20 protein-coding genes and 1 pseudogene are annotated in these 24680 nt (G+C 58.9%); 10 read left to right on the top strand and 11 right to left on the bottom strand.

Annotation, left to right across the window (positions count from 1 at the left end; translation table 11 throughout):
* Positions 1-84: 84 nt before the first annotated feature.
* Together IB213_RS14215 and IB213_RS14210 are read left to right on the top strand one after the other, a co-directional pair.
* Positions 85-279 (top strand): annotated as a pseudogene (locus IB213_RS14215) (DUF2061 domain-containing protein); the annotation flags it as partial.
* A gap of 12 nt (positions 280-291) precedes the next feature.
* Positions 292-522 (top strand): DUF2061 domain-containing protein, encoded by a 231-nt coding sequence (locus IB213_RS14210; RefSeq protein WP_192407624.1) that lies wholly within the window; start codon positions 292-294, stop codon positions 520-522.
* Between the two features lie 228 nt (positions 523-750).
* Here IB213_RS14210 and IB213_RS14205 read toward each other — a convergent pair whose 3' ends face one another.
* A complete protein-coding gene (locus IB213_RS14205) occupies positions 751-1752 on the bottom strand; it encodes a tripartite tricarboxylate transporter substrate binding protein (RefSeq protein ID WP_191721906.1) in 1002 nt (333 codons plus the stop codon).
* A gap of 275 nt (positions 1753-2027) precedes the next feature.
* Here IB213_RS14205 and IB213_RS14200 point away from each other — a divergent pair, with 275 nt between their 5' ends.
* The 3 genes from IB213_RS14200 to IB213_RS14190 all read left to right on the top strand — a co-directional run bounded on the left by IB213_RS14200 (position 2028) and on the right by IB213_RS14190 (position 5429).
* Positions 2028-4337 (top strand): NADP-dependent malic enzyme, encoded by a 2310-nt coding sequence (locus IB213_RS14200; RefSeq protein ID WP_192407327.1) that lies wholly within the window; start codon positions 2028-2030, stop codon positions 4335-4337.
* A gap of 130 nt (positions 4338-4467) precedes the next feature.
* A complete protein-coding gene (locus IB213_RS14195; RefSeq protein ID WP_191721904.1) occupies positions 4468-4875 on the top strand; it encodes a ribonuclease domain-containing protein in 408 nt (135 codons plus the stop codon).
* A 128-nt stretch (positions 4876-5003) separates the two neighbouring features.
* Positions 5004-5429, top strand: coding sequence for a barstar family protein (locus tag IB213_RS14190; protein WP_191722285.1), 426 nt, complete (start codon positions 5004-5006; stop codon positions 5427-5429).
* 85 nt (positions 5430-5514) lie between these two features.
* Here IB213_RS14190 and rsmA read toward each other — a convergent pair whose 3' ends face one another.
* The 3 genes from rsmA to IB213_RS14175 are packed head-to-tail and all read right to left on the bottom strand — an operon-like array spanning position 5515 to position 10081.
* Positions 5515-6288, bottom strand: a complete 774-nt coding sequence (rsmA, locus tag IB213_RS14185; protein ID WP_191721903.1) for a 16S rRNA (adenine(1518)-N(6)/adenine(1519)-N(6))-dimethyltransferase RsmA — start codon at positions 6286-6288, stop codon at positions 5515-5517.
* A gap of 11 nt (positions 6289-6299) precedes the next feature.
* Positions 6300-7703, bottom strand: coding sequence for a peptidylprolyl isomerase (locus tag IB213_RS14180; RefSeq protein ID WP_370551219.1), 1404 nt, complete (start codon positions 7701-7703; stop codon positions 6300-6302).
* An 8-nt stretch (positions 7704-7711) separates the two neighbouring features.
* A complete protein-coding gene (locus IB213_RS14175; protein WP_192407622.1) occupies positions 7712-10081 on the bottom strand; it encodes an LPS-assembly protein LptD in 2370 nt (789 codons plus the stop codon).
* Positions 10082-10231: 150 nt separating this feature from the next.
* Here IB213_RS14175 and IB213_RS14170 point away from each other — a divergent pair, with 150 nt between their 5' ends.
* The 3 genes from IB213_RS14170 (at position 10232) to IB213_RS14160 (ending at position 13512) form a co-directional block, all read left to right on the top strand.
* Positions 10232-11329 (top strand): aminoglycoside phosphotransferase family protein, encoded by a 1098-nt coding sequence (locus IB213_RS14170; RefSeq protein ID WP_192407325.1) that lies wholly within the window; start codon positions 10232-10234, stop codon positions 11327-11329.
* 98 nt (positions 11330-11427) lie between these two features.
* Positions 11428-12162, top strand: coding sequence for a 16S rRNA (uracil(1498)-N(3))-methyltransferase (locus tag IB213_RS14165; protein WP_191721900.1), 735 nt, complete (start codon positions 11428-11430; stop codon positions 12160-12162).
* Positions 12163-12351: 189 nt separating this feature from the next.
* Complete coding sequence (locus IB213_RS14160; RefSeq protein ID WP_225561133.1) at positions 12352-13512, top strand: diguanylate cyclase; 1161 nt, start codon at positions 12352-12354, stop codon at positions 13510-13512.
* A 124-nt stretch (positions 13513-13636) separates the two neighbouring features.
* Here IB213_RS14160 and IB213_RS14155 read toward each other — a convergent pair whose 3' ends face one another.
* The 5 genes from IB213_RS14155 to pyrF all read right to left on the bottom strand — a co-directional run bounded on the left by IB213_RS14155 (position 13637) and on the right by pyrF (position 21089).
* Positions 13637-15136: a M20 family metallopeptidase gene (locus IB213_RS14155; protein WP_192407323.1), complete on the bottom strand. Its 1500-nt coding sequence runs from the start codon at positions 15134-15136 to the stop codon at positions 13637-13639.
* A gap of 71 nt (positions 15137-15207) precedes the next feature.
* Positions 15208-17265: a methyl-accepting chemotaxis protein gene (locus tag IB213_RS14150; protein ID WP_192407321.1), complete on the bottom strand. Its 2058-nt coding sequence runs from the start codon at positions 17263-17265 to the stop codon at positions 15208-15210.
* A 166-nt stretch (positions 17266-17431) separates the two neighbouring features.
* On the bottom strand, positions 17432-18199 hold the full coding sequence (locus IB213_RS14145; RefSeq protein WP_192407319.1) for a 5'-methylthioadenosine/adenosylhomocysteine nucleosidase: 768 nt from the start codon (positions 18197-18199) through the stop codon (positions 17432-17434).
* A gap of 76 nt (positions 18200-18275) precedes the next feature.
* A complete protein-coding gene (locus tag IB213_RS14140) occupies positions 18276-19949 on the bottom strand; it encodes a long-chain-fatty-acid--CoA ligase (RefSeq protein WP_191721896.1) in 1674 nt (557 codons plus the stop codon).
* A 309-nt stretch (positions 19950-20258) separates the two neighbouring features.
* Positions 20259-21089, bottom strand: coding sequence for an orotidine-5'-phosphate decarboxylase (gene pyrF / locus IB213_RS14135; RefSeq protein WP_191721895.1), 831 nt, complete (start codon positions 21087-21089; stop codon positions 20259-20261).
* Positions 21090-21128: 39 nt separating this feature from the next.
* Between pyrF and IB213_RS14130 the strand changes: the two genes are divergently transcribed.
* On the top strand, positions 21129-22013 hold the full coding sequence (locus tag IB213_RS14130) for a DMT family transporter (protein ID WP_191721894.1): 885 nt from the start codon (positions 21129-21131) through the stop codon (positions 22011-22013).
* Between the two features lie 75 nt (positions 22014-22088).
* Positions 22089-22682, top strand: coding sequence for an exopolysaccharide biosynthesis protein (locus tag IB213_RS14125; RefSeq protein WP_191721893.1), 594 nt, complete (start codon positions 22089-22091; stop codon positions 22680-22682).
* A gap of 132 nt (positions 22683-22814) precedes the next feature.
* Here IB213_RS14125 and IB213_RS14120 read toward each other — a convergent pair whose 3' ends face one another.
* Entirely contained in the window at positions 22815-24008 is a 1194-nt protein-coding gene (locus IB213_RS14120; RefSeq protein WP_191721892.1) for a phosphoglycerate kinase, read from the bottom strand.
* A 73-nt stretch (positions 24009-24081) separates the two neighbouring features.
* Positions 24082-24642 carry a YaeQ family protein gene (locus IB213_RS14115; RefSeq protein WP_191721891.1) on the bottom strand — a complete coding sequence of 187 codons (561 nt, stop codon included), beginning with the start codon at positions 24640-24642 and terminating at the stop codon, positions 24082-24084.
* Positions 24643-24680: the final 38 nt, after the last annotated feature.

Genomic DNA, 24680 nt, shown 5'->3' with positions numbered 1-24680 from the left:
GCAGATGATGGAGATTGAAACTCTCAAATTCACATCCCAATCACGAATAATTATCATTTGTGAATGCTGTCGAAAAACAATGTCATGACCCACCTCTTGCACCTGCTGCAAAAAAACGAAACCGCCTTGCTCAAAACGGCCAGTTATTACGTGGTCCACATTGGGGTCGCTGCTGCGGTGGCCTATGCGGTGACCGGCAACTGGTGGGTGGCACTCACACTCAGTCTGCTGGAGCCCAGCGTGCAGGCAGTGGTGTATTTTTTGCACGATAAAGCCTGGGCGCATGCGCCTTTGCAGCGCTTTCGCACGCTGGTGAAAACGTCCAGCTATTACGCAGTGCACCTGGTGGTTGCCGCTGGAGTGGCCTATGCCGTGACCGCAGATGCGGTGGCGGCGCTGACGCTCAGCTTGCTGGAGCCCACGGTGCAGATGCTGTTCTTTTTTCTGCACGAGAAAATCTGGGAAAAAAAGACACAAGGCCTAGTGCATGCAGCACACGGCCTGAGCCTGCCAACACACTAAGGAGCGGTATATGTCCACTTCTGGATGGAAGATATTTGAGCAATGGCTGTTGCAGCGGCTGGCCAGCATGGGTCAGTGCCACGTCTAAAAAAAGAGCTGGTAGCGCTTATGTACAGGTGTTTTTAAAATCAAATGTATTTGAAAGTACCATGTGATAAGCGATAAGCGCTCATAAAAAAATCCCCTGCAATCTGAATTGCAGGGGATTTTTTATGCAGCGAGCAGTGCTCAGTCCAGCGTAATTTTCGCGGTCTTCACCACTTCGTTCCACTTGGCGATTTCATTGCGCAAAAACGTGGTGGATGCCTTAGGGCTCAGGCCCGCAGGCAGCACGCCTACGGAATCGAGCTTGGCCTTGACGTCTTCCTGCGGCAAGATTTTGGCGATTTCTCTGTACAGGCGATCCACGATGGGCTGCGGTGTGCCAGCGGGCACTGCGGCCATGAACCAGGCGTCGGCCATGAAGCCTTTCAGGCCTGCTTCATTCATGGTGGGTACATCGGGCATGGCGGGCAGGCGGCTGTCGTGGGCCACCGCCAGTGCGCGCAGATTGCCGGCTTTGAGCTGGGCGTTGATCGTGACTGCGGTCAGGAAACCAAAGTCGGTTTCACCCGCCACCAGCGACACCACCGAGGGTGCGCTGCCTTTGTAAGGCACGTGCGTGACCTTCACATTGGCCTGCATGGCATACAGCTCGCCGCCCATGTGGTTGGGGCCGCCGGTGCCAGATGAGGGGTAGTTGAGCTTGGAGGGCTCGGCCTTGGCCGCTGCGGTCAGCTCGTTCAGCGATTTCAGCGGGCTGTTGTTACCCACTGTCAGCACCAGCGGGCTGCGGCCCACCAGGCTCACCGGGACCAGATCCTTCATGGGCTGGTAGGGCAGCTTGGGGTAGAGGCTGGGCGAGATCGCCAGGCCGCCGACGTCACCCAGCACAATGGTGTACCCGTCGGGTGCAGCCTTGGCCACGCGATCCACGCCAATGGTGCCATTGGCGCCAGGCTTGTTCTCCACAATCACGCTGGCATTCATGCTCTCGCCCAGCTTTTGCGCCAGCAAGCGACCCAGAATGTCGGTCGATCCACCTGCCGAATACGGAATCACCAGCGTGATGGGTTTGCTGGGGTAGTTGTCCGCTGCGTGTGCTGTGCCCGCCATGGTGGCTGCGGCCAGGGCCATTGTGCCCAGAGCGGCACGCCAGATGGAGACAGAAGAATTCGCCAGCTGCTTCATTAGAAATCCTAATCAGTGTTTAGTAGGGTTAATGGCGCAGAGCATAGCGGCTAAAACTTGGCGGACATGGCAACGCGCCGTCTTTTTTCTGAATGGCTGGGGCCAGGATTGGGCACTATGCGGTTGCAAGTGTTTGACCCTAGCCAGCACCAGAGCACCCGCCCGTATTGGAGAGTCAGCCCCTACAATGGATTTCTGACTTTCTGAGATTGCACCGTCCTAAAACAATAGCAGGGTGCAATCGCAACCTTTTGCGTCCTGGGAGACGAGACGACATGTCCGAGAACAACACCCCTGCTTTGCCTGATAAACGTGCGCTGCTGCGTCAGTCTGCACTGGAGTACCACGAGTTTCCCAAGCCCGGCAAGATCACCATTGCAGCCACCAAGCCCATGGCCAATCAGCACGACTTGGCGCTGGCTTACTCGCCCGGCGTGGCGGCTCCTTGCGAAGAGATTGTCAAAGACCCCGCAGCTGCTTTCAAGTACACCAGCCGTGGCAACTTGGTAGGCGTGATCTCCAACGGCACGGCGGTGCTGGGCCTGGGGGACATTGGTGCACTGGCTTCCAAGCCGGTGATGGAAGGCAAGGGCGTACTGTTCAAGAAGTTCGCCGGCGTGGATGTCTTTGACATCGAAATCGACGAAAAAGACCCGCAAAAGCTGGTGGAAGTGATCGCCGCGCTGGAGCCAACCTTTGGTGCTATCAACCTGGAAGACATCAAGGCTCCCGAGTGTTTCTACGTCGAGCGCGAACTGCGCAAGCGCATGAACATTCCGGTCTTTCACGATGACCAGCACGGCACGGCCATCACCGTGGCTGCAGCCATGGTCAATGCCCTGAAGGTAGCGGGCAAGGACATTGCGCAGGTCAAGCTGGTGACGTCGGGTGCGGGTGCTGCGGCGCTGGCCTGCCTGAACCTGCTGCTGGAAGTGGGCCTGAAGCGCGAAAACGTATTTGTCACCGACATCGCAGGTGTGGTCCATGAAGGCCGTACCGAGCTGATGGACGAAGACAAAGCACTGTTTGCGCAAAAGACCGACCATCGCACGCTGAGCGAAGTGATTGAAGGCGCAGACGTCTTTCTGGGGCTTTCGGCTGGCAATGTGCTGAAAAAGGACATGGTTGCAAAGATGGCGGCCAAGCCCGTCATCTTCGCGCTGGCCAACCCCAACCCGGAAATCCTGCCGGAAGACGTGAAGGCTGTGCGCGACGATGCCATCATCGCCACGGGTCGTACCGACTACCCCAACCAGGTCAACAACGTCCTGTGTTTCCCCTACATCTTCCGTGGTGCGCTCGATTGCGGGGCCACCACCATCACCACAGAGATGGAAATTGCAGCCGTGCACGCCATTGCTGCGCTGGCACAGGCCGAGCAATCTGAAGAAGTTGCCGCAGCCTATGTGGGCCACGACCTGAGCTTTGGCCCTGAATACCTGATCCCCAAGCCGTTCGACCCCCGCCTGATGCTGGTTGTGGCGGTGGCGGTGGCCAAGGCAGCTGCCGAGTGCGGTGTGGCCCAGCGCCCCATCCAAGACATGGACGCTTACCGCGAGCATCTCAAGACGTTTGTTTACGCTTCGGGCACGGTCATGAAGCCCATCTTCATGGCGGCCAAGAAGGCCGCCAAGAAGCGTGTGGCTTACTCGGAAGGCGAAGAAGAGCGCGTGCTGCGCGCGGCGCAAATCGTGGTGGACGAGCGAATTGCCCGCCCCACTTTGATTGGCCGCCCCGCCATCATTGCCCAGCGCATTGAAAAATTTGGCCTGCGCCTGGAGCAGGGCAAAGACTATGACGTGGTGAACGTGGAAGACGATCCACGCTATCGCGACTTCTGGCAGACCTACCACCGCATGACTGAGCGCAAGGGCATTACCGCCCCGATCGCCAAGATCGAAATGCGTCGCCGCCTGACCTTGATCGGCTCCATGCTGCTGCACAAGGGTGAGGTTGATGGCCTGATCTGCGGAACGTGGCACAACACCCAGCTGCACCTGAACTACATTGATCAGGTGATTGGCAAACGTGCTGGAGCAACCACTTACGCCTGCATGAACGGGCTGATGCTGCCCGAGCGCCAGGTGTTCCTGGTGGACACCCATGTGAACTACGACCCCACGGCCGATCAATTGGCCGAGATTACCGTGATGGCGGCTGAAGAAATGATGCGTTTTGGCATCAAGCCCAAGGTTGCCCTGCTGAGCCACTCCAACTTCGGCTCCAGCAACCAGCCCAGCGCCGTCAAAATGCGTCAGACCCTGGAGCTGCTTCGCATTCAGGCACCCTGGCTGGAAGTGGACGGCGAAATGCACGGCGACGTCGCGCTGGACGGCCCATCACGCCTGAAGCTCATGCCCAACAGCACCCTGATCGGTGCAGCCAATCTGTTGGTGCTGCCCAACATTGATGCGGCCAATATCTCCTACAACCTGCTCAAGCAGGCCGCTGGTGGTGGTATCGCCATTGGTCCAGTCTTGCTGGGGGCAAGCCAGCCGGTGCATGTGCTGACACCCAGCACCACGGTGCGCCGTATCGTGAACATGACGGCGCTGACCGTGGCGGATGCAAACGTTGCCCGTTAATCGGTAAACCCATCAAAGGGCTGATTGCTGATCGCAATCAGCCCTTTTTTCTTGCAATTTACAGGGGGCTGCGTCACACTTGCGGATCGAATTTCTGGGGTGAACCAGAATTCCTGAAAGGTGTTGCGTGATGCTGGATGCGGTCGTCCGCCAAGTGCTGCGAGCTGTTGGTGCTATGGCAATTGGTGCAACGCTGTCGCTTTGTGCGCCGGCATTGCAGGCCCGAAGCTCACTGCATGCAGAGCAGTACAGCGTGGTATCTCTGGCGGAGTTGCCGTCCCAAGCACGCACTACCTATCAGCTGATATTCAAGGGAGGCCCATTCCCCTACGACAAAGATGGCACTGTGTTTGGCAATCGTGAGCGACTGTTGCCCGTTCAAAAACGGGGCTACTACCGTGAATACACTGTCAGAACACCGTGGTCCAGAGATCGAGGGGCGAGGCGCATTGTGTGCGGTGGCCAGCCACCAACGCAGCCCGAGGCTTGTTACTACACCAGCGACCACTACAACAGTTTTCGGAAGATCACGCCATGAGCGCACTTGACCTGGATTGGAATCGCACCCATACCGCGTTAGGGAACTTGTGGGCCGGCGCGCTCTCCATTACTCCCTCTGCCCCCATTTTGAGTGGGCAGCTACGAGCTATAGAAAGAATTACGGAGATGGACATTACGTCTTGTCCCGAACCCCAGAACCTTTTGCGTGGTGTGCGCAGCAACATCGTGCAATCCATTCGTGCGTTCCGTATTGCGGATCTGCAGCAAGCGGCCGAAACGACGGGGCAGCACTTTCTGTATGCCAACCTGGCGCATGCGCAAACCAAGCAAGACGCGCTGGATCTGATTGCTGTGCAGTTTCACTTTCCGGCACATTTCGGTAAAAACTTCGATGCGCTGTATGACTGCTTGACCGATCCGCTGCACAAGGCGGGCCCGCAGCCGGGCTTCGTCGTGGTGCTGGACCAATTGCCCCTGGCCCATAAATTTGATAAAGAAATGCGTGAGCAGTTTCTGGATTGTTTCCGCGATGCAGCCGATTACTGGGGTGAACGCAAAATCGCATTCCGCTGCTTTTATTCTTTTTTGTGAGCTGAAAACGGACCATAAAAAAGCGCCAACTGAGGCGCTTTTTTTATGGCAATGACTGACTCTAACGCAGATGCGTTAAGCGTGGTTAGCTCTTCATGGCAGACAGCTGCGCAGCCAGTGCTTCGTACTCGGCCACCGACACTTCTTCGGCGCGGCGCTGCAGATCGAATTCGCCAGAGAACCCTTTTTCTTCCAGCCATTTGCCCAGCGTGTTGCGCAAAATCTTGCGGCGCTGGCTGAACGCTACCCGCACCAGCTCTTCCAGCAGCTGCGGGTTCAGGTCTGCAGGCTGGGCGCGGGGGACCATGCGCACCACCGCGCTATTGACCTTGGGAGGAGGATCAAAACTCTCGGGCGGCACAAACAGCACGTTTTCCATGGCATAGCGCCACTGGAGCATGACAGAAAGACGGCCGTAGTCCGAGTTGCCCGCATCAGCCACCATGCGGTCAATGACTTCCTTTTGCAGCATGAAGTGCTGGTCTTGCACCACGTTCACGTGCTCCAGCAGGTGAAACAAAATGGGCGACGAGATGTTGTAGGGCAAATTGCCTGCAACGCGCAGCTTGGGCACCCCCAGGTCCTGGGCCAGCGCAGTGAAGTTCACTTTGAGGACGTCGGACTCAATGACGTTCAACTGCGGCTTGGTACGCAGGCGGGCTGCCAAATCGCGGTCCAGCTCAATGACCGTAATCTGGCCAGCGCGCTCTACCAGCGGCTGTGTCAGCGCCATCAGGCCGGGGCCAATCTCGACCAGAGGCTGGCCCGGCTTGGGATCGATGGCATCTACGATGGATTCGATGATGCCTTGGTCGGTCAGAAAATTCTGGCCGAAACGTTTGCGAGGGATATGTTTCACGCGAGGAAAAATTATTGCGGTGGCTCGCGGTATTCCACATAGGCTTGACCGCGAAGTTCTTGCAGCCAGTTAGCGTGGGCTTTCTCGAGCTTCTCTTCACGGACCACGTCTCGCAGCATTTCGCGCTGCTCACGGGGTGTCAATGTGGCTTGGCGGCGGTCCACCAGTTGGATCAGGTGCACACCAAAGCGTGAAGCCACAGGCTGGCTCACTTCCCCTGGCTGCAAAGCGTTGAGCGCTTGCTCAAATTCAGGCACATAGCGACCAGGGCCTGCCCAGCCCAAGTCACCGCCCATGGAGGCGCTGCCATCTTCCGAATACTGGCGGGCCAGCTCTTCAAATTTGGCGCCACCTTCAATGCGCTGGCGCAATTCGGACAGGCGTTGCGCGGCTTCGCGCTCGCTCAATTGTGGCGAAGTCCGCAACAAGATGTGGCGGGCATGGTTTTGTGTCACCACAGCAGCCACGCCACTGGCACTTTTATCGATCACTTTCAGAATGTGAAATCCAGCGGCAGAGCGAATCGGCCCTACGATGCCACCAACGGGGGTGGACGCTACGGATTCGATAAACAAGCTCGGGTAGCGGTTGGCAGGGCGCATGCCCAAAATGGCCTGGCCGCCTTCAGAAAAACGCTGGGCTACAGCTGAAAAATCTGCTTCAGTGCGCGCAGCCTCAAGGGCTTGTTGCGCACGTGCTTGACGTTGGGCAACCTCTGCCTGGCTGGCGCGCTCTGGGACCGCAATCAAGATGTGGCCTAAATTGATGGCTGCCGTTGCCATGTCTGTCTGGCCACTTTGACGGCGCTGCTCAGCCAGATGCTGATCGATGTCATGTTCGGTCACACGCACACGAGCGTCAACTTCACGACTTTGCAGGCGCTGCATGAGTAACTGGTTGCGAATTTCTTCGCGAAACATGCTTTCCGTCAGGCCTTGCTGCTGCATTTCCCTGCGCATGGCCTCGGGGCTGAGGCCATTTTGTTGTGCCAGGTTCTGGATAGCCTGATCGACTGCAAAGTCGTCGACTTTGATGCCGGTTTCCTTGGCCGTTTGAATCTGGGCTTTTTCAACAATCAAACGCTCGAGAACTTCACGTGTCAGCTGGTCTTTGGAGGGGATTTGCTGCACACCCTGGGCTTGCATGGTTTGCAAAACGCGCTGGACGCGCGCCCGCACCTCATTGTTGGTGACGGGTTCGGCATTGACGACCGCCACAATGTAGTCGGCAGAGCGCAGACCTTGTGTGGGGGCTGAAACGGCTGCTGGCTGTGCAGAGTCCGACAAAGCGCGAGACAGCGTCTTGTCGCCACTGGTCTGGCGCAAGCCCTGCGCCTGGACGGACCATGTCGAAAAAACGGCAGCGCAAAAGAGCCCAAGAGCAATGTGACGTGGCGTAGGAAGCAGGTGGCGCATAGAAGGCATTAGTCGTAATTACTGAAACGGCTGGGCGTAGTGCCAGCATGGTCACGCAGTGGGCGGTAGCCAGGAACAAATTCCTGCAGGCTACGCAGCGGATCTGCGCCCAAGCTCAGGCGAGACAGACCCACAAACTCGATTTGAAACAGTAGCCGGGTATTGGAGTCGTTGCGGCTATTTTGCATGCGTTCCACAACCACACGGCCAATCCAGCAGCAGCTGTCGTATTCAAAGCCAACGATGGCATCGACCAGCTTTTTGTCGTACATGCTGTAGTTCAGGCGCCCCACGCTGTACCAGCGACCGCCACCCGTGGCTTCTCCAAAGGCATTGGTCCGCCCGGCATTGAGCGGCCATTGCCAGCCAAAATCAACTTGTTCGCTGCCTTGGTTGGCGATTTGCAGGCTGTCTTCACGCTGGAAGCGGTAAGCGGCGCTCAGTGTTTTGTAGGGCCCCGGTGTGTAACGCGCGCTGATGGACGAGCGCGCGGTACGCTGGGTGTCGCGGTTGTACTGTACGAGGCCATCGGTACTCCAGCGGGAGTTCCAGGTGATGCCGCCACCGACCAGAATGTCTGACCAGCCCTTTTTTCCCAAAGCGTCATAGCCCAGTCCAACGCGCTGGTCCTCAAAGCGCAGACGCTGGGCAATGCCCAGGCGAGCAACTTCCGAGCCGTCTTCAGGTTTCAAGTAGCGGGTAGTTACGCCGATTGTGAGCAAGTGGTTGTCTGCAATGCGGTCTCGACCTGTGTAACTGTTTTCGCTGTAAATGGAGCCAAAGTTGAAGTCGGTCAGTGCCGTGTCGTACAGCGGAACCATGCTTTGGTCCCGATAGGGCGTGTAGGTATAGAAAGCACGGGGCTCCAGAGTCTGCGTGTAACCGCGACCCCGCAGCGTGGTGTCGCGCTCGTAAATCAGACCGCTGTCCAAGCTCAGTGTGGGGATGGAAAACGACTTGCTGCGAGGGCGTGTGGCAGAAAAATCTTCAAATTGATAATTGCTGGTATGCAACTGCACTTTGGGAGTGACAAAACCGCCGGAGAGCAGCACAGGACGGCTCACCTGCAGCAACCCGTAGCTGCGCTGTCCATTGTCCTGGTGCTTGCGTCCATCCCTGGTGTCTGCTTCAAAGCGGGTCGTTTCCGCCATCATGTTCACATCCCAGCCTTTCGTTGCCCAAGCGTCTGTGTTGTAACGCCACTGCAGTTGAGGCATGCGGTTGAACGGGGGGGTAATTGGTGCATCAATGTCTTGCAGTACTTGCCACTTTTGTGCGTACAGTGACACGCTGTGCTTGCCCGATGACCAGGACAGGCGGCCGTTACTGTTTAATAGGCGCTGGTTCGATTGGCCGAAAGAGTCACTGTTGCCGGGCATGCGGCTGAAGTCACGCCAATAGTTGTCATCGCTGACGCGGGACAGGTTCCAGTTCAGACCGATCCCCCCGATAGGGGTAGCCAAAGAAGTTGCGTGCTTCCAGTTATAGGCCCAGCGGTCCCGGTCCCGCAGTTTGTCATTGGGCGTGAATTCTGTATCCAACGCCCCACTGTAGGTGGGCTCCAGATATCGAAACTCTGTGCCCAGACTGACGCCCCGTTTGGACATGAGTGTGGGCGTGATGGTGGCATCCCGGTTGGGTGCAATGTTCCAGTAATAAGGCTGGCTATATTCCACGCCGCTGACGCTGTCGATGCCAATCGTTGGTGGCAGCAGACCCGACTTGCGTTTGTCTGACAGCGGAAAGCTCATTGCTGGAACTGGAATGATGGGCACGCCCTTGAACTCCAAGGTGCCGCCATAGGCCACTCCCACATCTTCTACGCGGTCCAGCTCAATGCGCTTGGCGCGGATCACCCAGTCGGGCGTCCAGCTGGCAGCATCATCGCGCAGGCACGTGGTGTAGGTGGCTTGGTAGACGATCGTGTTATCGCGGTCGATAAACTCGATGCGATCAGCATTGCCGTGGCCCTGTGTTTCCAGAAACTGGTAAGTGGCGTCGGTGAAATCACCTTGAAAAGCATCTACCTGCAGTTTCAGGGCGGTGCCTTGGTAGACATTGCCGCCGCGGTTGATGTGCACATTGCCCTGGGCATTCACGGTGTCGTCGGCGACGGTGTATTCCACGCGGTCTGCGCGGATCACGGTGTCTGCGCGGCGCAGCTCAGCGCCACCTTCCAGGACCGAGTTGATGTCGGCCTGCCCTGTGATTTGTTCGGCCTTGATGTAGGAGGGCAGTTGATCGCGCAAGGCGGGCGCAATCACTTCTTCCAGCCGCGTGCTTGATTTCAGCTGCAGTGCGGGCATTGACGCATCCCACAGGCTGCTTTCTTTGCTCTGTGCCTGTGCGTTGTACGCAGTGGTGGCAGCCCATGCCATGGCCAATGACGCTGCCAGCGGGCGTAGGCGGTACGAGGAGAGTGGCGAGGTCAAAGAAAAAGCGTGTGGGCTCACAGGCGCATTCAGTCAAGGCGGAGATAAAGGACAAGCGCGGAGGGAATCCATGCCGTTTGTAGAATCGGATTATCCATGAGCGATCCTATTTTCCCCACATCTCCCGTTGTTTGGGCCGACGCCGCTCGCCAAACATTGTTTGAACAATGGCTGGCCGGCTTGACGCAGCCCCATGCGCTGCGGCCTGACAGTCTACGCGCAGCTTCGGCAGACGCAAGCTTTCGGCGTTACTTGCGTGTCGATACGCAAGGCGGTCAAAGTCTGATTGTCATGGATGCACCGCCGGACAAGGAAAATTGTCAGCCTTTTGTGCACGTGCAAAGCCTGATGGCTCAGGCGGGATTGCCCGTACCGCAGGTGCTGGCATGGGATGAGGCCAACGGTTTCATGCTGCTGACCGACATGGGCAGCCGCACGCTGATTGAGGTGCTGAACCCCGAAACCCCCCGCGATGCCCACGCTTGGTACCTCGAGGCTACGGATTTGCTGCTGCGCTGGCAGCTGGCTTCCAAGCCCGGGGTGCTGCCCGCCTATGACGAGGCCCTGCTGCGCCGCGAGATACAGCTGTTTCCGGACTGGTACATCGACAAGCACCGCCAGTTCAGCCTGAACGACGCCCAGCAATCCACTTTAGCCAAGGCGTTTGATGCCATCGTGGCGCACAACCTGGCTGCGCCCAGCGTCTATGTGCACCGCGACTTCATGACGCGCAACCTGATGCTGCCCGCGCAAGAAGGCGGCGGGTTGTCGATTCTGGACTTCCAGGACGCCGTCTATGGTCCCGTGACGTATGACATTGCCAGTTTGCTGCGGGATGCCTTCATCACGTGGGAAGAAGATTTTGTCATCGACATTACCGTGCGTTACTGGGAAAAGGCCCGCAAGGCCGGACTGGTGGGGGCCACCAGTGCCAGTGGCTGGGGCGATGACTTTGGCGAGTTTTACCGCGGTGTGGAGTGGATGGGCTTGCAGCGCCACCTGAAAGTAGCCGGTATTTTCGCGCGCCTTACGCTGCGCGACGGCAAGCCCAAATACCTGGCCGATGCGCCGCGCTTTATCCACTACATCCGTACCACCTGTGACCGCTATCGCCAGCTGGGCCCCATGCTCAAGGTGATCGACGAGATCGAGAACATCCAGCCGCAAGTTGGCTACGCCTACGGGCGAATGTAAAACAATAGCTACTATCGATTGCTGTATATGGTTTTCAAATATATAAGTATCTGAAAACTATGCACAGTAAGCGTTAGTAGCTTCTTTTTTAGGCTTTTATGCCCCGTTTCCATTGCCCAATGCCGCTGGCTGCTGGCGCAGAGATTGACTTACCCGCAGGTGCGGCACGCCATGTGCAGGTGCTGCGCATGCAGCCGGGTGACACCATCACCTTGTTTGAAGGCCGCATAGACGGCGTGGGTGGTGAATGGCAGGCCACCATCTTGCGCATGGGACGCAGCGATGTGCAGGTGCGCATTGACCACCATGTGCCCGCAGACCGCGAAAACCAGCGCCCCGTGCACTTGCTGGCAGGCATTACGGCCAATGAGCGCATGGACTGGCTGGTCGAAAAAGCGACCGAACTGGGTGTGACCAGCATCACCCCCATGCTGGCTGAGCGCAGTGTGCTCAAGCTCAAAGGTGAGCGGGGTGACAAAAAACGTGCCCACTGGCAGGCTGTGGCCGTGGCTGCCTGTGAGCAGTGCGGGCGCAACCGTGTGCCAGTGATTCACGAGGCCGTCTCTTTGGCCCAGTGGCAGCAAAAGCATGCACAGCCCGATGACAGTCTGCGCGCAGTACTGTCGCTGGCCGAGGGCACACGGCCACTGCAGCAAGTGCTGGGCAGCGCTTCAGACCGCGCAGTGGTCTTTCTGTCTGGCCCCGAAGGCGGACTGACTGGCGCAGAAGAGGCGCTGGCGCGCTCCAGCGGCTTTGTGCCCGTGACCTTGGGGCTGCGCACTTTGCGTGCAGAAACAGCGCCGCTGGCGGCACTGGTGCTGTCCACCATGTAGAGCCCGACCCGGCTGCGCAGGCCAGCCACGTGTCGCGCCTGGGTGGGTGATGACATTTATTGAAGATTGCCTAGAAGAAACCCGCGAACGCTGCACTTAGACTCAGTCCAGAATCAATTGTAACGAATGCTTACAAAACACATGCCCATGCACTAAATTGACGTGGGTGTTTGATGACGAGGACACCCTTTGCGCAGCCTTTTGCAGCGCAGTACGGATTTGCTGTTTTCAGTGGATCCGATGCTGCGCGTACGTTCCAGTATGGCGATGTTGGCAGTGCTGCTGATGGCGAGCAGCGCTGGCGTCATGCTGTGGCTGGCCTATGCCGGTTATGGCGCACCGGTCATGATTGCCTGGTGGGCGGGGATCTCGGTGGGTGGGCAACTGGTGCTGGCCTGCATGGTGCGCTGCGGCTTGAGTGCCATGTGGAGAGACCCCTCGCTGACTTTCCAGCAGATCCTGTGGGCCATCACCTGCAGTGCCGTGGCCTATGTGCTGGCCCATGAAGCCAAGGGCGTGGTACCTGGCCTGCTGGCTGTAACGTTGCTGTTTGCGGCGCTTAACTTGAAGGCCAAGCAAATTATTGCGGTGTCTTTGTATGCTTTCGGTGCGTTTTCTTTGGCCATTTTGTTTGCCATGGAGCTGGCACACGGTCCCCAGCCAGAGCCTGCCATGGAAGTGGCCTACGCGGCCGTGCTGGTCATCATGCTGTTGGGCTGTATGTTGCTGAGCCTGCGCCTGTACCAGCTGCGTGGGCGCTTGCGCAAGCAGCGCCAGGAGCTGGCAACGGCTCTGGCCGAGAACCGGGAGCTGGCCTCACGCGATCTGCTGACTGGCCTGATCAATCGCCGCCACATGCTGGAGCTGCTGCATCTGGAGCAGCGCCGTTGCCTGCGCGGCGTCCGTGTCATGCTGCTGGCGCAGATGGACATTGACCACTTCAAAAGCATCAATGACACCTACGGCCACGGTGTGGGTGACCTGGCCTTGCAAACGTTTGCCGATGTGGTGCGCGAGAACATCCGCAGCTCTGATGTGCTGTCACGCTGGGGTGGCGAGGAGTTTGTGCTGCTGATCAGTGATACCGACGTGGATGGCGCCTTGCTCACCCTCAACCGCGTGCGGCAGGCTGTGCAGGTCGCTGAGGTAGAGGGCGGGCCTTCTGATCTGCAGATGACGGTGTCTATCGGGCTGGCAGCACACATTGCAGGAGAGGCGCTGGAGGTGACGCTGGACCGTGCAGACAAGGCGCTGTACTGTGCCAAGCGAGCGGGGCGCAATCAGGTGGTGCTGGGCGAGCGAGCGCCAGTGCATCCTAGCCCCGAGATGGACAGCATGCAGGCACAGTGAACCGGGGACGGGCATGAAAAATGAGCATCGCACGCACATTCGTCAGGCCCCTGGTGACGAGTGGCTCTGAAATGAAGAAAGCACCTGCCTGAGGTGCTTTCTTTTTGATAAACGCGGCGCAGATTTACACCGCAGCAGTCTCTGCCTGCGTGGCGGGCATGGCCGCAATCACCTGGGCTACGGCAGCGGTCAGCTTCTTGGCATAGGGCACATGCAGGAACTCGTTGGGACCGTGTGCATTGCTCTTGGGGCCGAGAACGCCGCAAACCATCATTTGTGCCTTGGGAAAGCCCTGGCTGAGCAAATTCATCAACGGAATTGTGCCGCCTTGACCAATGTAGCCGCAGTCCGCACCAAAGTGGGCGCGGCTGGCGGCGTTGAGTGCACCCTCAAACCAGTGGGTCATGGCCGGAGCATTCCAGCCGCTGGAGCTGGACAGCCCCTCCCACGTCACTTTGGCCTGATAAGGCGCATTGTCTTCCAGCAGGCGCTTCATCTCCTGCACGCAAGAGGCTGCATCCACCAGGGGCGGCAGGCGCAGGCTGAGCTTGAATGCGGTGTAGGGACGCAGCACGTTGCCAGCGTTTTGCAGCGTTGGAAAGCCCTCGGCGCCGGTGACGCTCAAGGTGGGCTCCCAGGTGCGCTTGATCAGCGCCTGCACGGGGTCTGTCGTGGTGGGCAATGCCACCAGGGTGGAGCCACCGCAGTCGTGGTGCGCCCATGGAAAACGGCTGTAGGTGGCATCACCCAGAATGCCTGCGGTGGCCTTGGCCTGCGCCAGGCGCTCGGCGGGCACATCGCAGTGAAAGCTGGCTGGCAGCATGCGCCCGGTGGCAGAGTCTTCCAGGCGGTCCAGCACCTGGCGCATGATGCGAAATGACGAGGGCACCAGGCCTGATGCGTCGCCGGAGTGAATGCCTTCGGTGAGAATTTCCACCTTCAGCGTACCGCTGGCCATACCGCGCAGGCTGGTAGTCAGCCACAGCTGGTCGTAGTTGCCAGCCCCACTGTCCAGGCAAATCACCAGCTCAACCTGTCCGAGCCTGTGGCGCAATGCATCTACATAAGGCAGCAGGTCACGCGAGCCACTTTCTTCGGCTGTTTCGATGATGCCGACGATGCGCGGATGGGGTACGTTCTGGCTTTTCAGCGCCTGCACCGCAGCAATGCTGGCGTAGACCGCGTAGCCATCGTCCGCACCACCGCGGCCATACAGCTTGCCGTCCTCGTACTTGGGCGTCCAAGGGCCCAGATCGCTGCGCCAGCCTTCGAACTCAGGCTGTTTGTCCAGGTGGCCGTACATCAGCACCGTGGGGCTGCTGGCAGCATTGGCGTTGGGCTGTGTGCCTTCAACCTCAAAGAACAGTACGGGGGTGCGGCCTTCCATGCGCACGATTTCCAGCTTCAGCCCTTGCACCTTCTGGGCTTCTACCCACGCGGCGGCATTGCGCAAAACCGTATCCAGCAGACCCTGCTCGGCCCAGTCGGGCGCAAACATGGGCGATTTGGCAGGAATGGCAATGTAGTCCTTGAGCTGACCAACAATGTCGTTGTCCCACTTTTGGCTGACTTGTTCAAGTGCCTGGGTGGTGTTTAAAGCATGGGATGGAATGCGTGCGTTCATGGCGAACCTCCGAAAACATGGCGGTGCAGGGGCTGCAGATTCAGGCATTGTGCGTCAATCAAAAAGCCCATTCAGCGATTATTAGGTGGGTCTGAGAAGAATGCGCCTGTCTCGCGCTGAGGCAAGGCTGGATACGCAGTTGCGAGAGAGCTCTGGTGGGTTGTTGCGTGTTCACAGAGCTTGAACACACTGACGGCGTCTTCCAGCCGCGTTGCCTGCTCGCGCATGCTTTGTGATGCGGCGGCAGACTCTTCCACCAGCGCTGCGTTTTGCTGGGTCATCTGGTCCAGTTGCGCCACGTCCTGGTTGACCTGGCTGATGCGCGTGGACTGCTCGGTTGCCGCGGCTGAGATTTCGCCAATGATGTCGCCCACACGCTGCACAGAGCCGACGATTTCCTCCATGGTGTTGCCGGCGTTTTGCACCAGGCGGGCACCGGACTCCACCTTGTTGACCGAGGTGCTGATCAAGGTTTTGATCTCTTTGGCTGCCTGTGCACTGCGCTGCGCCAGGGTGCGCACTTCGGCGGCCACCACGGCAAAGCCCCGGCCCTGCTCGCCGGCACGGGCGGCTTCCACGGCCGCATTCAACGCCAGAATGTTGGTCTGAAAGGCAATGCCATCAATCACGCCAATGATGTCGCCAATCTTGCGGCTGCTGTCATTGATCTCGCCCATGGTGCTGACCACATCGCCCACAACCTGCCCGCCGCGAGAGGCCACTTGCGCTGCAGACACGGACAGTGCATGGGCTTGCTGGGCGGCCACGGCAGACTGGTGCACGCCGTGCGTAACTTCTTCAATGCTTTGGGCGGAGCGAGCCAGGCTGCTGGCGGTGTTTTCGGTGCGCTCTGCCAAATCCGCATTGCCTTGGGCAATTTGGCTGCTGGCTGTGGCAATGTTGTGCGCGGCCGTGTTCACTTGCTGGAGCATGCCGACATAGCGCTGGCGCATACCCTCCACTTCGCGCACCAGATCACCGATTTCGTCGCGGCGCTGGCTGTGAAAGGGCCGGGTCAGATCGCCCTGGGCAATCAAGGTGATGGCTTGGGTCAGCTCGCGCAAAGGCGCCGTTACACCACGGCGCAGGGTGAACAGCAGCCCGGCCGCCAGCACGGCCAGTGCCACCGCCATGGTCACCCATAAAAGGGCCAGGGCTTTGCGCTGTACAGCCATGGCCTCATCGTCTGACACCTCGGTAATCACCCACCAGCCGGCCTGCGTTTTACGCAAAACGGCCCAGGGATGAAGGCCCTGGTCGGGCAATAAGGCGATGACATCACGGGAAAAACCGCCAGCATCTGCAGCCAGATGTTCCAGTGATGCGCGCGCCTGTGGATACAGCTCCAGCACTTTTTTGCCCGCATGCGTGCGGTGCGCGACGAACACGGCCTGCTCCAGGCTGGTGCCGGGTGCAATCACCATGGCACCACCATGCTCAAACAAGCTGGTGCTGGCCACCTGCTGCTGCATGCCTTCTTGGAAGGCGCTCAGGTCGGTGCCGACAAACAAGATGCCCACCACTTGCCCGGATGCATTGCGCATGGGCTCGTAGGCTGTCATGTAGGGTTTGCCAAACAGATTGGCACGACCCACATACGGTTTGCCATCCCGCATGAGCGCGTAGGCCGGGTGGTTGCGATCCAGCAGGGTATGCATGACCCGCTCGCCTTGCAGGTTGCGCAGCGAGGTGGTGATGCGCACAAAGTCGTCACCTTTTCGCGCAAACACGGTGGCCACACCCCCGGTGTCATCACTGAATTTGTCGACCACGTCAAAATTTTCATTCAGCGCTATTTCCGCTACGGACAGCACACCAGTAGACATATCCAGGTGCACAGTGCCGGCGAAGTAGCGGCCAAAAGCGGCGGAAGCGCGCTCGACCAAGCGGCGGTTGGCTTGCTCTACCGTGTCGATGGAGGCCACCAAACCCTCCGTGGCGTGGGTCACGCTGGCTTGCAACTGCTCACGGGCGGTCTGGGTGCTGATGTAAGACACGGCCAGGCTCAGGGCCAGCAGTACCACCGCCATCATGCCTATACCAATGGCGGTGACCCGCCGTGCGACAGATCGGCCGTTTGAAGCCGATTGAATGGAAGTGCGAGCAGCGCTTGTAGACAAAAAGTTCATGAATGGCCTGGCAGGTGTAGGTATAGCCCCAAAGGCCGCAAGGCACTGCGCTGGTGGGTGGTGGTGACTGAAGTCCTTGCGACCGGTTAGTGGCGGACGGGCATTGTAAGAAAAGATGAAAGAGCTGTGCGTGCGCCTAAGAGCCCACCCAAAGCAATAGGGCCTGTCAGGCTGAGCCAGTGCTTGCTTGGCGTTGCAGCCAGTGCGCAATGATGTGCTGCGCATAGCGGCTGGCTACCGCGTTCACAAATGCTGGGAAATCTACGTGTGCGTTGTCATCGGCACGGTCTGAAATGGTGCGTACTGCAGCAAAGGGTACAGCGTAATCAGCGCATGTCTGGGCAATGGCGGCGCCTTCCATTTCCACGGCCAGGGGCTGGTACCCAGCGGTTTGCAGATCCTGGCAAATCAGGTGGCTGGTCTGGGCGGACACAATGAACTGGTCGCCACTGGCAATCAAGCCGCAGTGGGCCCGCAGTTGCAGGCCAGCGAGCATGGGCTCTTGCCAGCTGTCAGCTGTGGCCACGCAATCTTGTGCCGCCTGCAGCAGATCGCGCGTAAGGCTGGGGTCGCAGTCAAACGCGGGCGTGGCGTAGCCGGGCACCTGCCAGCGTGCAAACAGGGGGCGTGCATCCATGTCGTGCTGCAAAAATTGCTTTGCCACCACGACATCGCCTACATGCACATCTGCCCCCATCCCTCCCGCGACCCCGGTAAACACCAGGCGTTGTGCGCCAAAACGCTCGATCAACGCTGCCGTGGTGGTGGCAGCGGCTACTTTGCCAATGCCCGACAGGGCCAGTACTACGGGCTGCCCGTGCAGTGCCCCCACTTCAAACTGGCGGCCGGCGTGTGTAATGGTCTGGCGCTGATCCAAAGCATGGGCCAGGCCCTGTTGTTCTTGGGCAAGTGCGCTCAAAATAGCAGTCGTCATGGGGCAGGTTACTCATGGAGCATAGAAAACGGCCCCGAGGGGCCGTTGAATGCGTGCCAGTGTAGCGGCTGCTTTTTTAGCGCAATTCGCGGCGCAAAATTTTCCCTACGGGTGTTTTGGGCAGCTCGGTGCGGAACTCAATGATCCGTGGCTGTTTGTAGCCTGTGAGATTTTCCTTGCAGAACTTGCGCAGGGTTTCCTCGTTCAGACTGTCGTCCTTCTTGACGACCACCAGCTTTACCGCCTCTCCGGTTTTTTCGTCCGGAACGCCCACGACAGCACACTCCAGAACACCGGGACACATGGCGACCACCTCTTCCACTTCGTTGGGGTAGACGTTGAAGCCACTGACCAGCACCATGTCCTTTTTGCGGTCCACGATCTTGATGAAGCTGCGCTCGTCAATGGTGCCGATATCTCCTGTCAGGAAGTAACCATCTGCGGTCATGACCTTGGCGGTTTCATCAGGGCGCTGCCAGTAGCCAGCCATCACTTGCGGGCCTTTGACAGCAATTTCGCCGGTCTTGCCCACCTCGGTCACGGTCTGGCCGTCATCGCTGACCAGCTTCACGTAGGTGCTGGGGAGCGGGACACCAATCGTGCCGGTGAATTCTTTGGCTGTGACGGGGTTGCAGCTCACTACAGGGCTGGTTTCTGACAAGCCATAGCCCTCCACAATCGGACATCCGGTCTTTTCCAGCCACAGCTTGGCAACCGCTCCTTGCACTGCCATGCCACCGCCGACAGACACCTTCAGGTGGCTCCAGTCCACAGAATTAAAGTCTGCGTGGTGCGCCAGGCCGTTGAACAGCGTGTTCACGGCCGGAAAGCTGTGAAACTTGTGGTTGGACAGTTCCTTGAGCGTGGCTTTGATGTCACGTGGATTGGGAATCAGAATGTTTTTGCCCCCGGTGTGCATGGACAGCATCATGTTCACCGTGAACGCGAAGATGTGATAGAGCGGCAGTGCGCACACGCTGGTCACTTGCTCACCGCTGTTGCGCAGGTCAGTCACCACGGGGTTAAACCATGCTTCGCACTGCAAGGTGTTGGCAATGATGTGGCGGTGCAGCAGTACCGCGCCTTTGCTCACACCTGTGGTGCCTCCGGTGTACTGCAGCACGGCAATATCGTTGGGGCCTATGCCGGGTTTCTTGAAATGGCCGCTGTTGCCACGGCGAATGGCATCTTTGTAGCGCACCGCCTTGGGCAGATCAAAGGCGGGCACCATTTTTTTGACATTGCGCACCACGTAGTTGACCAGGCAGCCTTTGAGCGTGCTCAGCTCATCGCCCATGGCGCACAGAACCACGTGCTCTACAGCGGTTTTGTCGATGCATTGCTGCAAGGTGTGGGCGAAGTTTTCGATGATGACGATGGCTTTGGCGCCAGAGTCTTTGAGCTGGTGTTCCAGCTCCCGTGCGGTGTACAGCGGATTGACGTTGACCACCACAAAGCCAGCACGCAAGATGGCAGCGACGGCCACGGGGTACTGCGGCACGTTGGGCATCATGATGGCGATGCGGTCACCTGCTTGCAGGCCCAGAGACTGAAAGTACGCTGCGAAGGCCTGACTTTGGCGGTCTACGTCGCCAAAGCTCATGTCCTTGCCCATGAAGGAATAGGCAGAGCGTGGGGCATAAGCCTTGAACGCGTGCTCCATCAGCTCCACCAGGGAGTGATAGCTGCCGGGGTCGATATCTGCAGGTACGCCTTCAGGATAGGCCGTTAGCCATGGACGCTCACTCATGCTGTTGTCTCCGTTCAATTGTCGTTGTTAATCGGAAATTGACAGACATGGCGACGGATGGCACCTCCCCCATGCCCAGGGTCTAGGCCCTTTGCCAGAATTGTGGAGGGAGGGAGAAAAGGCACGTCTCTGTGCAAACCCTAGGTTTTTAGTGATGCGAGTATCTGTTTTGCTAAAAAACGAACGGCAGTGCGTTTTTTGGCATTGCGCTTTGACGGGTATCAATCACGGGAGGGTGGGCGGCGCATGAAAAAGCCCACATGGCTTGCGCAATGTGGGCGGGTGTGTGGTGAAGTGTGGGTCTGGTGCTCAGGCGATTTGTGCGGCGCGATTGAGCGTGTCACGGGTATCCATGGCTGCTTGGCGCGCAGCGGCTGCAAAGTCTGCGCCTTGCGAGGCATACAGCACGGCGCGAGAGGAGTTGATGATGATGGGGCCACCACCCATGCGCGCAGCCTTCACGGTGGCAACGGCGTCACCACCCTGTGCGCCCACACCGGGAATCAGCAGCGGCAGCGACGGAGCCACTGCACGCACACGCTCAATTTCATGGGGGCGTGTGGCACCTACCACCAGACCGAGCTGGCCGTTGGTGTTCCAGGGGCCTTGCGCCAGTTTGGCCACGTGTTCGAACATGGCTGGCTGGCCAGGCAGATCGGCCAGATGCTGCGCCTGCAGGTCGTCACCACCGGGGTTGGAGGTGCGGCACAGCAGGAAAGCGCCTTTGCCTTCGTACTTCAGGTAGGGCGTGATGGAGTCAAAGCCCATGAACGGCGAGAGCGTCACGGCATCGGCGCCGTAGCGTTCAAAGGCTTCCTTGGCGTACTGCTCAGCGGTGGAGCCAATGTCACCACGCTTGGCATCCAAAATGACGGGCACGTGGGGCGCGACACGGCGCATGTGCTCCATCAGTTTTTCCAGCTGGTCTTCAGCGCGGTGCGCAGCGAAGTAGGCGATCTGAGGCTTGAAAGAGTTCACCAGATCGGCAGTGGCATCGACAATGGCAGCGCAGAAGTCGTAGATCTTGGAAGCATCGCCACGCATGGCTGCAGGGAACTTGGAAGGTTCTGGGTCCAGCCCCACGCAGAGCATGGAGTTGTTGCGCGTGGACGCGTCGCGCAGCATGTCGAGAAAAGTCATGAGCAGCAATTGTAGGTGGCAGGCACAATCTACAACCCTATGCCTTCCTTTACCCCCCGACAACTGATTCTTCTGGTGCTCCTAACGCTGATTTGGGGGGTGAACTGGCCCATCATGAAGCTGGGAGTCATGCACTTTCCGCCGCTGAGCTTCCGGGCGCTTTCCATGTGGATAGGGCTGGGCGTGGTCTCTTGCGTGCTGCTGCTGCAAAAGCAGCCTTTGTTCATCGCACGCGAGCACTGGGGCACTATGGCCAAGCTCACGTTTTTCAACATGGTGATCTGGCACTGTCTGGTGATTGTGGCCATGCCCATGGTCTCCAGCGGGCGTGCGGCCATCCTGGGCTACACCATGCCTATTTTTTCAGCAGTTATTGGCGGTTTGGTGTACCGCGACCGACTGGTGGCCCGCGCCTGGTGTGGCGTAGGGGCCGCTTTTCTGGGCGTTTTGCTGCTGCTGTGGCATGAGTTTGGTGCGCTGGGCAGCCGGCCCACCGGCGCACTCATGATCTTGTTTGCCGCCTTGTGCTGGGCCATGGGTACACAAATGATGCGCCGTGCCGCCATGCCTGTGCCGGTGCTGACCATGGCTTTTTGGATGATGCTGATCACCGCCATCGTGCTCTCGCTGGCAGCAATCACGCTGGAGCAGCACCTGTGGCATATGCCTGACAGCGTGGCGGTGAACACCATTTTGTTCAATGGCTTGCTGGTGGTGGGCTTTGCACAAGTGGTCTGGTTTGTGCTGGCGCGCAGCCTTCCGCCTGTGGCCTCTACCCTGAGCGTGATGTTCATTCCCGTTCTGGGGGTGTTCAGCGGGGCGATCTGGCTGGGCGAGGTGCTGCACTGGCAAGACTGGACGGCCGTGTGCCTGATGGTGCTGGCGATTGCTTCGGTACTGTGGCCCCAGCGCAAAAGCGCCTGAGACTGCAACTTTTGCAGCAGATGACACTCAGATGATTTTTAGTTTTTCACGCTGTTTGCGGCGTGCACACGCACCATGCTGAGCCACCTGCTCACCTCACTGATCGACGACATCCATGGCGACACCATCACCTTGAAAGAGCTGCTGGAGCGCAGTGGCCGCCAAGGCATGCTGCTCATTTGTGCGCTGGCCACCTTGCCGTTTCTGATTCCGGTATCCATCCCCGGGGTGTCTACGGTGTTTGGTGCGGCGATTGTCTTGCTGGCCGCGGCGCTGTTTCTGAACCGGCTGCCGTGGCTGCCGCAGCGCATATTGAACAAGCCACTGGATGCTAAAAAGCTCGTTCCCGTTTTGCGCAAGGGCGTGGGCGTGGTCAGCAAGATTGACCGCTGGGTGCAGCCACGCTGGCTGGGGCTGACCTCGGGCACCCTGCTGCGCCTGAACTGTGCAGCGGTGGTGTTTGGTGGCGTGCTGCTGATGGCACCGCTGGGGCCAATTCCGTTTTCCAACACGGCCCCTGCCGTGGGCATCTTGCTGCTGACGGTGGGGCTGCTGCAGCGCGATGGGCTGTTTGTCATCCTCGGTTATCTGGGGCTGGTGCTGAGCGTGGTGTATTTCAGCGTGCTGGGCTATCTGGCGTGGACGGGTGGCACCTACCTGTTTGGTTGATGCCGCAAAGTGCTGCATACAAAAAAAGCCAGCAGTATGAACTGCTGGCTTTTTTTATAGCTGCTAGCGATGTGTGTGCAAGCGCTAGAGGCCACTTTGGCTGATGTTTATCAGCCTCAGGCCCTGCACCACTTAGCCGTTGGCGCGTTTTTGCAAAATTTCAAATGCGGGCAGGGTCTTGCCTTCGAGCACTTCCAGGAATGCACCGCCGCCGGTAGAGATATAGCCCACCTTGTCTTCAATGCCGTACTTGGCAATGGCGGCCAGCGTGTCACCACCACCGGCAATGCTGAAGGCGGGAGACTCGGCAATCGCCTGAGCGATGACCTTGGTGCCATTTTCAAACTGGGCAAACTCGAACACGCCCACGGGGCCGTTCCAGACGATGGTGCCGGCCTTCTTGAGCTGGGCTGCCAGCTTGGCAGCGGTCTCGGGGCCGATGTCCAAAATCAGGTCGTCGTCTTGCACCTCGGTGGCCTTCTTGACCGTAGCGACAGCATCGGCAGAAAACGTCTTTGCGGTGACCACATCGGTGGGCACGGGTACATCAGCACCACGGGCGGCCATGGCGTCGATCACGGCCTTGGCATCGGCCACCAGATCGGGCTCGGCCAGACTTTTGCCGATCTTCAGGCCGGCAGCCAGCATGAAGGTGTTGGCAATGCCGCCACCGACGATGAGCTGGTCTACCTTGTCGGCCAGCGACTTGAGGATGGTCAGCTTGGTTGACACCTTGGAGCCAGCCACGATAGCGGCCAGAGGGCGTGCAGGTGCAGCCAGCGCCTTGTTCAGGGCATCAATTTCGGCCGACAGCAGCGGGCCTGCGCAGGCAATGGGTGCGTACTCGGCAATCCCGTAGGTGGTGCCTTCTGCACGGTGGGCCGTGCCAAAGGCATCGTTGACGAAGATGTCGCACAGTTTGGCCATTTTCTGGGCCAGCTCGGGCTTGTTCTTCTTTTCGCCCACGTTCACGCGGCAGTTCTCCAGCAGCACCACCTGGCCGGGGGCTACCTGCACGCCGTCCACCCAGTTGGCAACCAGCGGCACTTCGCGGCCTAACAGCTCAGACAGGCGCTGCGCCACAGCAGCCAGTGAGTCGGCTGGCTTGAATTCGCCTTCGGTGGGGCGGCCCAGGTGGCTGGTCACCATCACGGCAGCACCAGCCTTCAGCGCCATCTCAATGGCAGGCACCGAGGCGCGCACGCGCGTGTCTTCGGTGATTTCACCGGAGTCGCTCAAAGGTACGTTCAGATCCGCACGGATGAAAACGCGTTGGCCTTGGACTTTGCCCTGGGCGCACAGATCAGAAAAGCGAATGATGTTCATGGCGTCAAACCGTCAAGTCTTATAGAAGTGTGAAAACTGCGCCGCATTGTAGGGGGCGCAACTTTGCCTGCGCTTATTTCCAGCGAATGGGCTCGACCACCACGCTGCCCTTGTCGCTGGACAAGGTGAGCTGGCCTTCCTGAATGGTGGCTTGCAGCTGCATGCTGCGCTCGGCCAGGCTGCCCAGCTGCTGGGCGACTTCGGAGTCGATGTAGAGCACTTGCAGCTTGCTTTGGCGGTTGACCTTGCCTTCCAGGCCCTTCCACCAGATGTTGGCGGCATGGTTGAAGGGGTAGACCAGCACGTGGTCAGATTTGTTGCAGGCCTTGGCAATCGGCTTTTCTTCGGGCTGGCCGACTTCAATCCACAGGCGTTTCTGGCCGGTGTAGTCGGTGATGTGCACATCTGGATCGTCCGGATCGCTCAGGCCCACGCCGAAAGAGAGCGTGCCGTCGCCATTGCACAGGGCTTGCAGCTGCCAGGCGTTCAGTGCCAGAGCCACCAGGCGCACCATCATGCGGTCGTCGGTTTCGCTGGGGTGGCGTGCCAGCGTCATGTTGTGGTCGCCGTAGTAGCCGTGGTCAATGTCTGCAATCTGCAGGTTGACTTTGAAAATGGTGGACTTGATCGCCATGGGCACGCTGCCCGGAGGCAGTCCTGTTTGAAAATATA

The organism is Comamonas sp. CMM02 (genome assembly GCF_014851485.1).
Lineage (GTDB): Bacteria > Pseudomonadota > Gammaproteobacteria > Burkholderiales > Burkholderiaceae_C > Comamonas > Comamonas avium.
The sequence above is the reverse complement of the archived record's forward strand: the minus strand, read 5'-3'. Positions and strand labels throughout refer to the sequence as shown.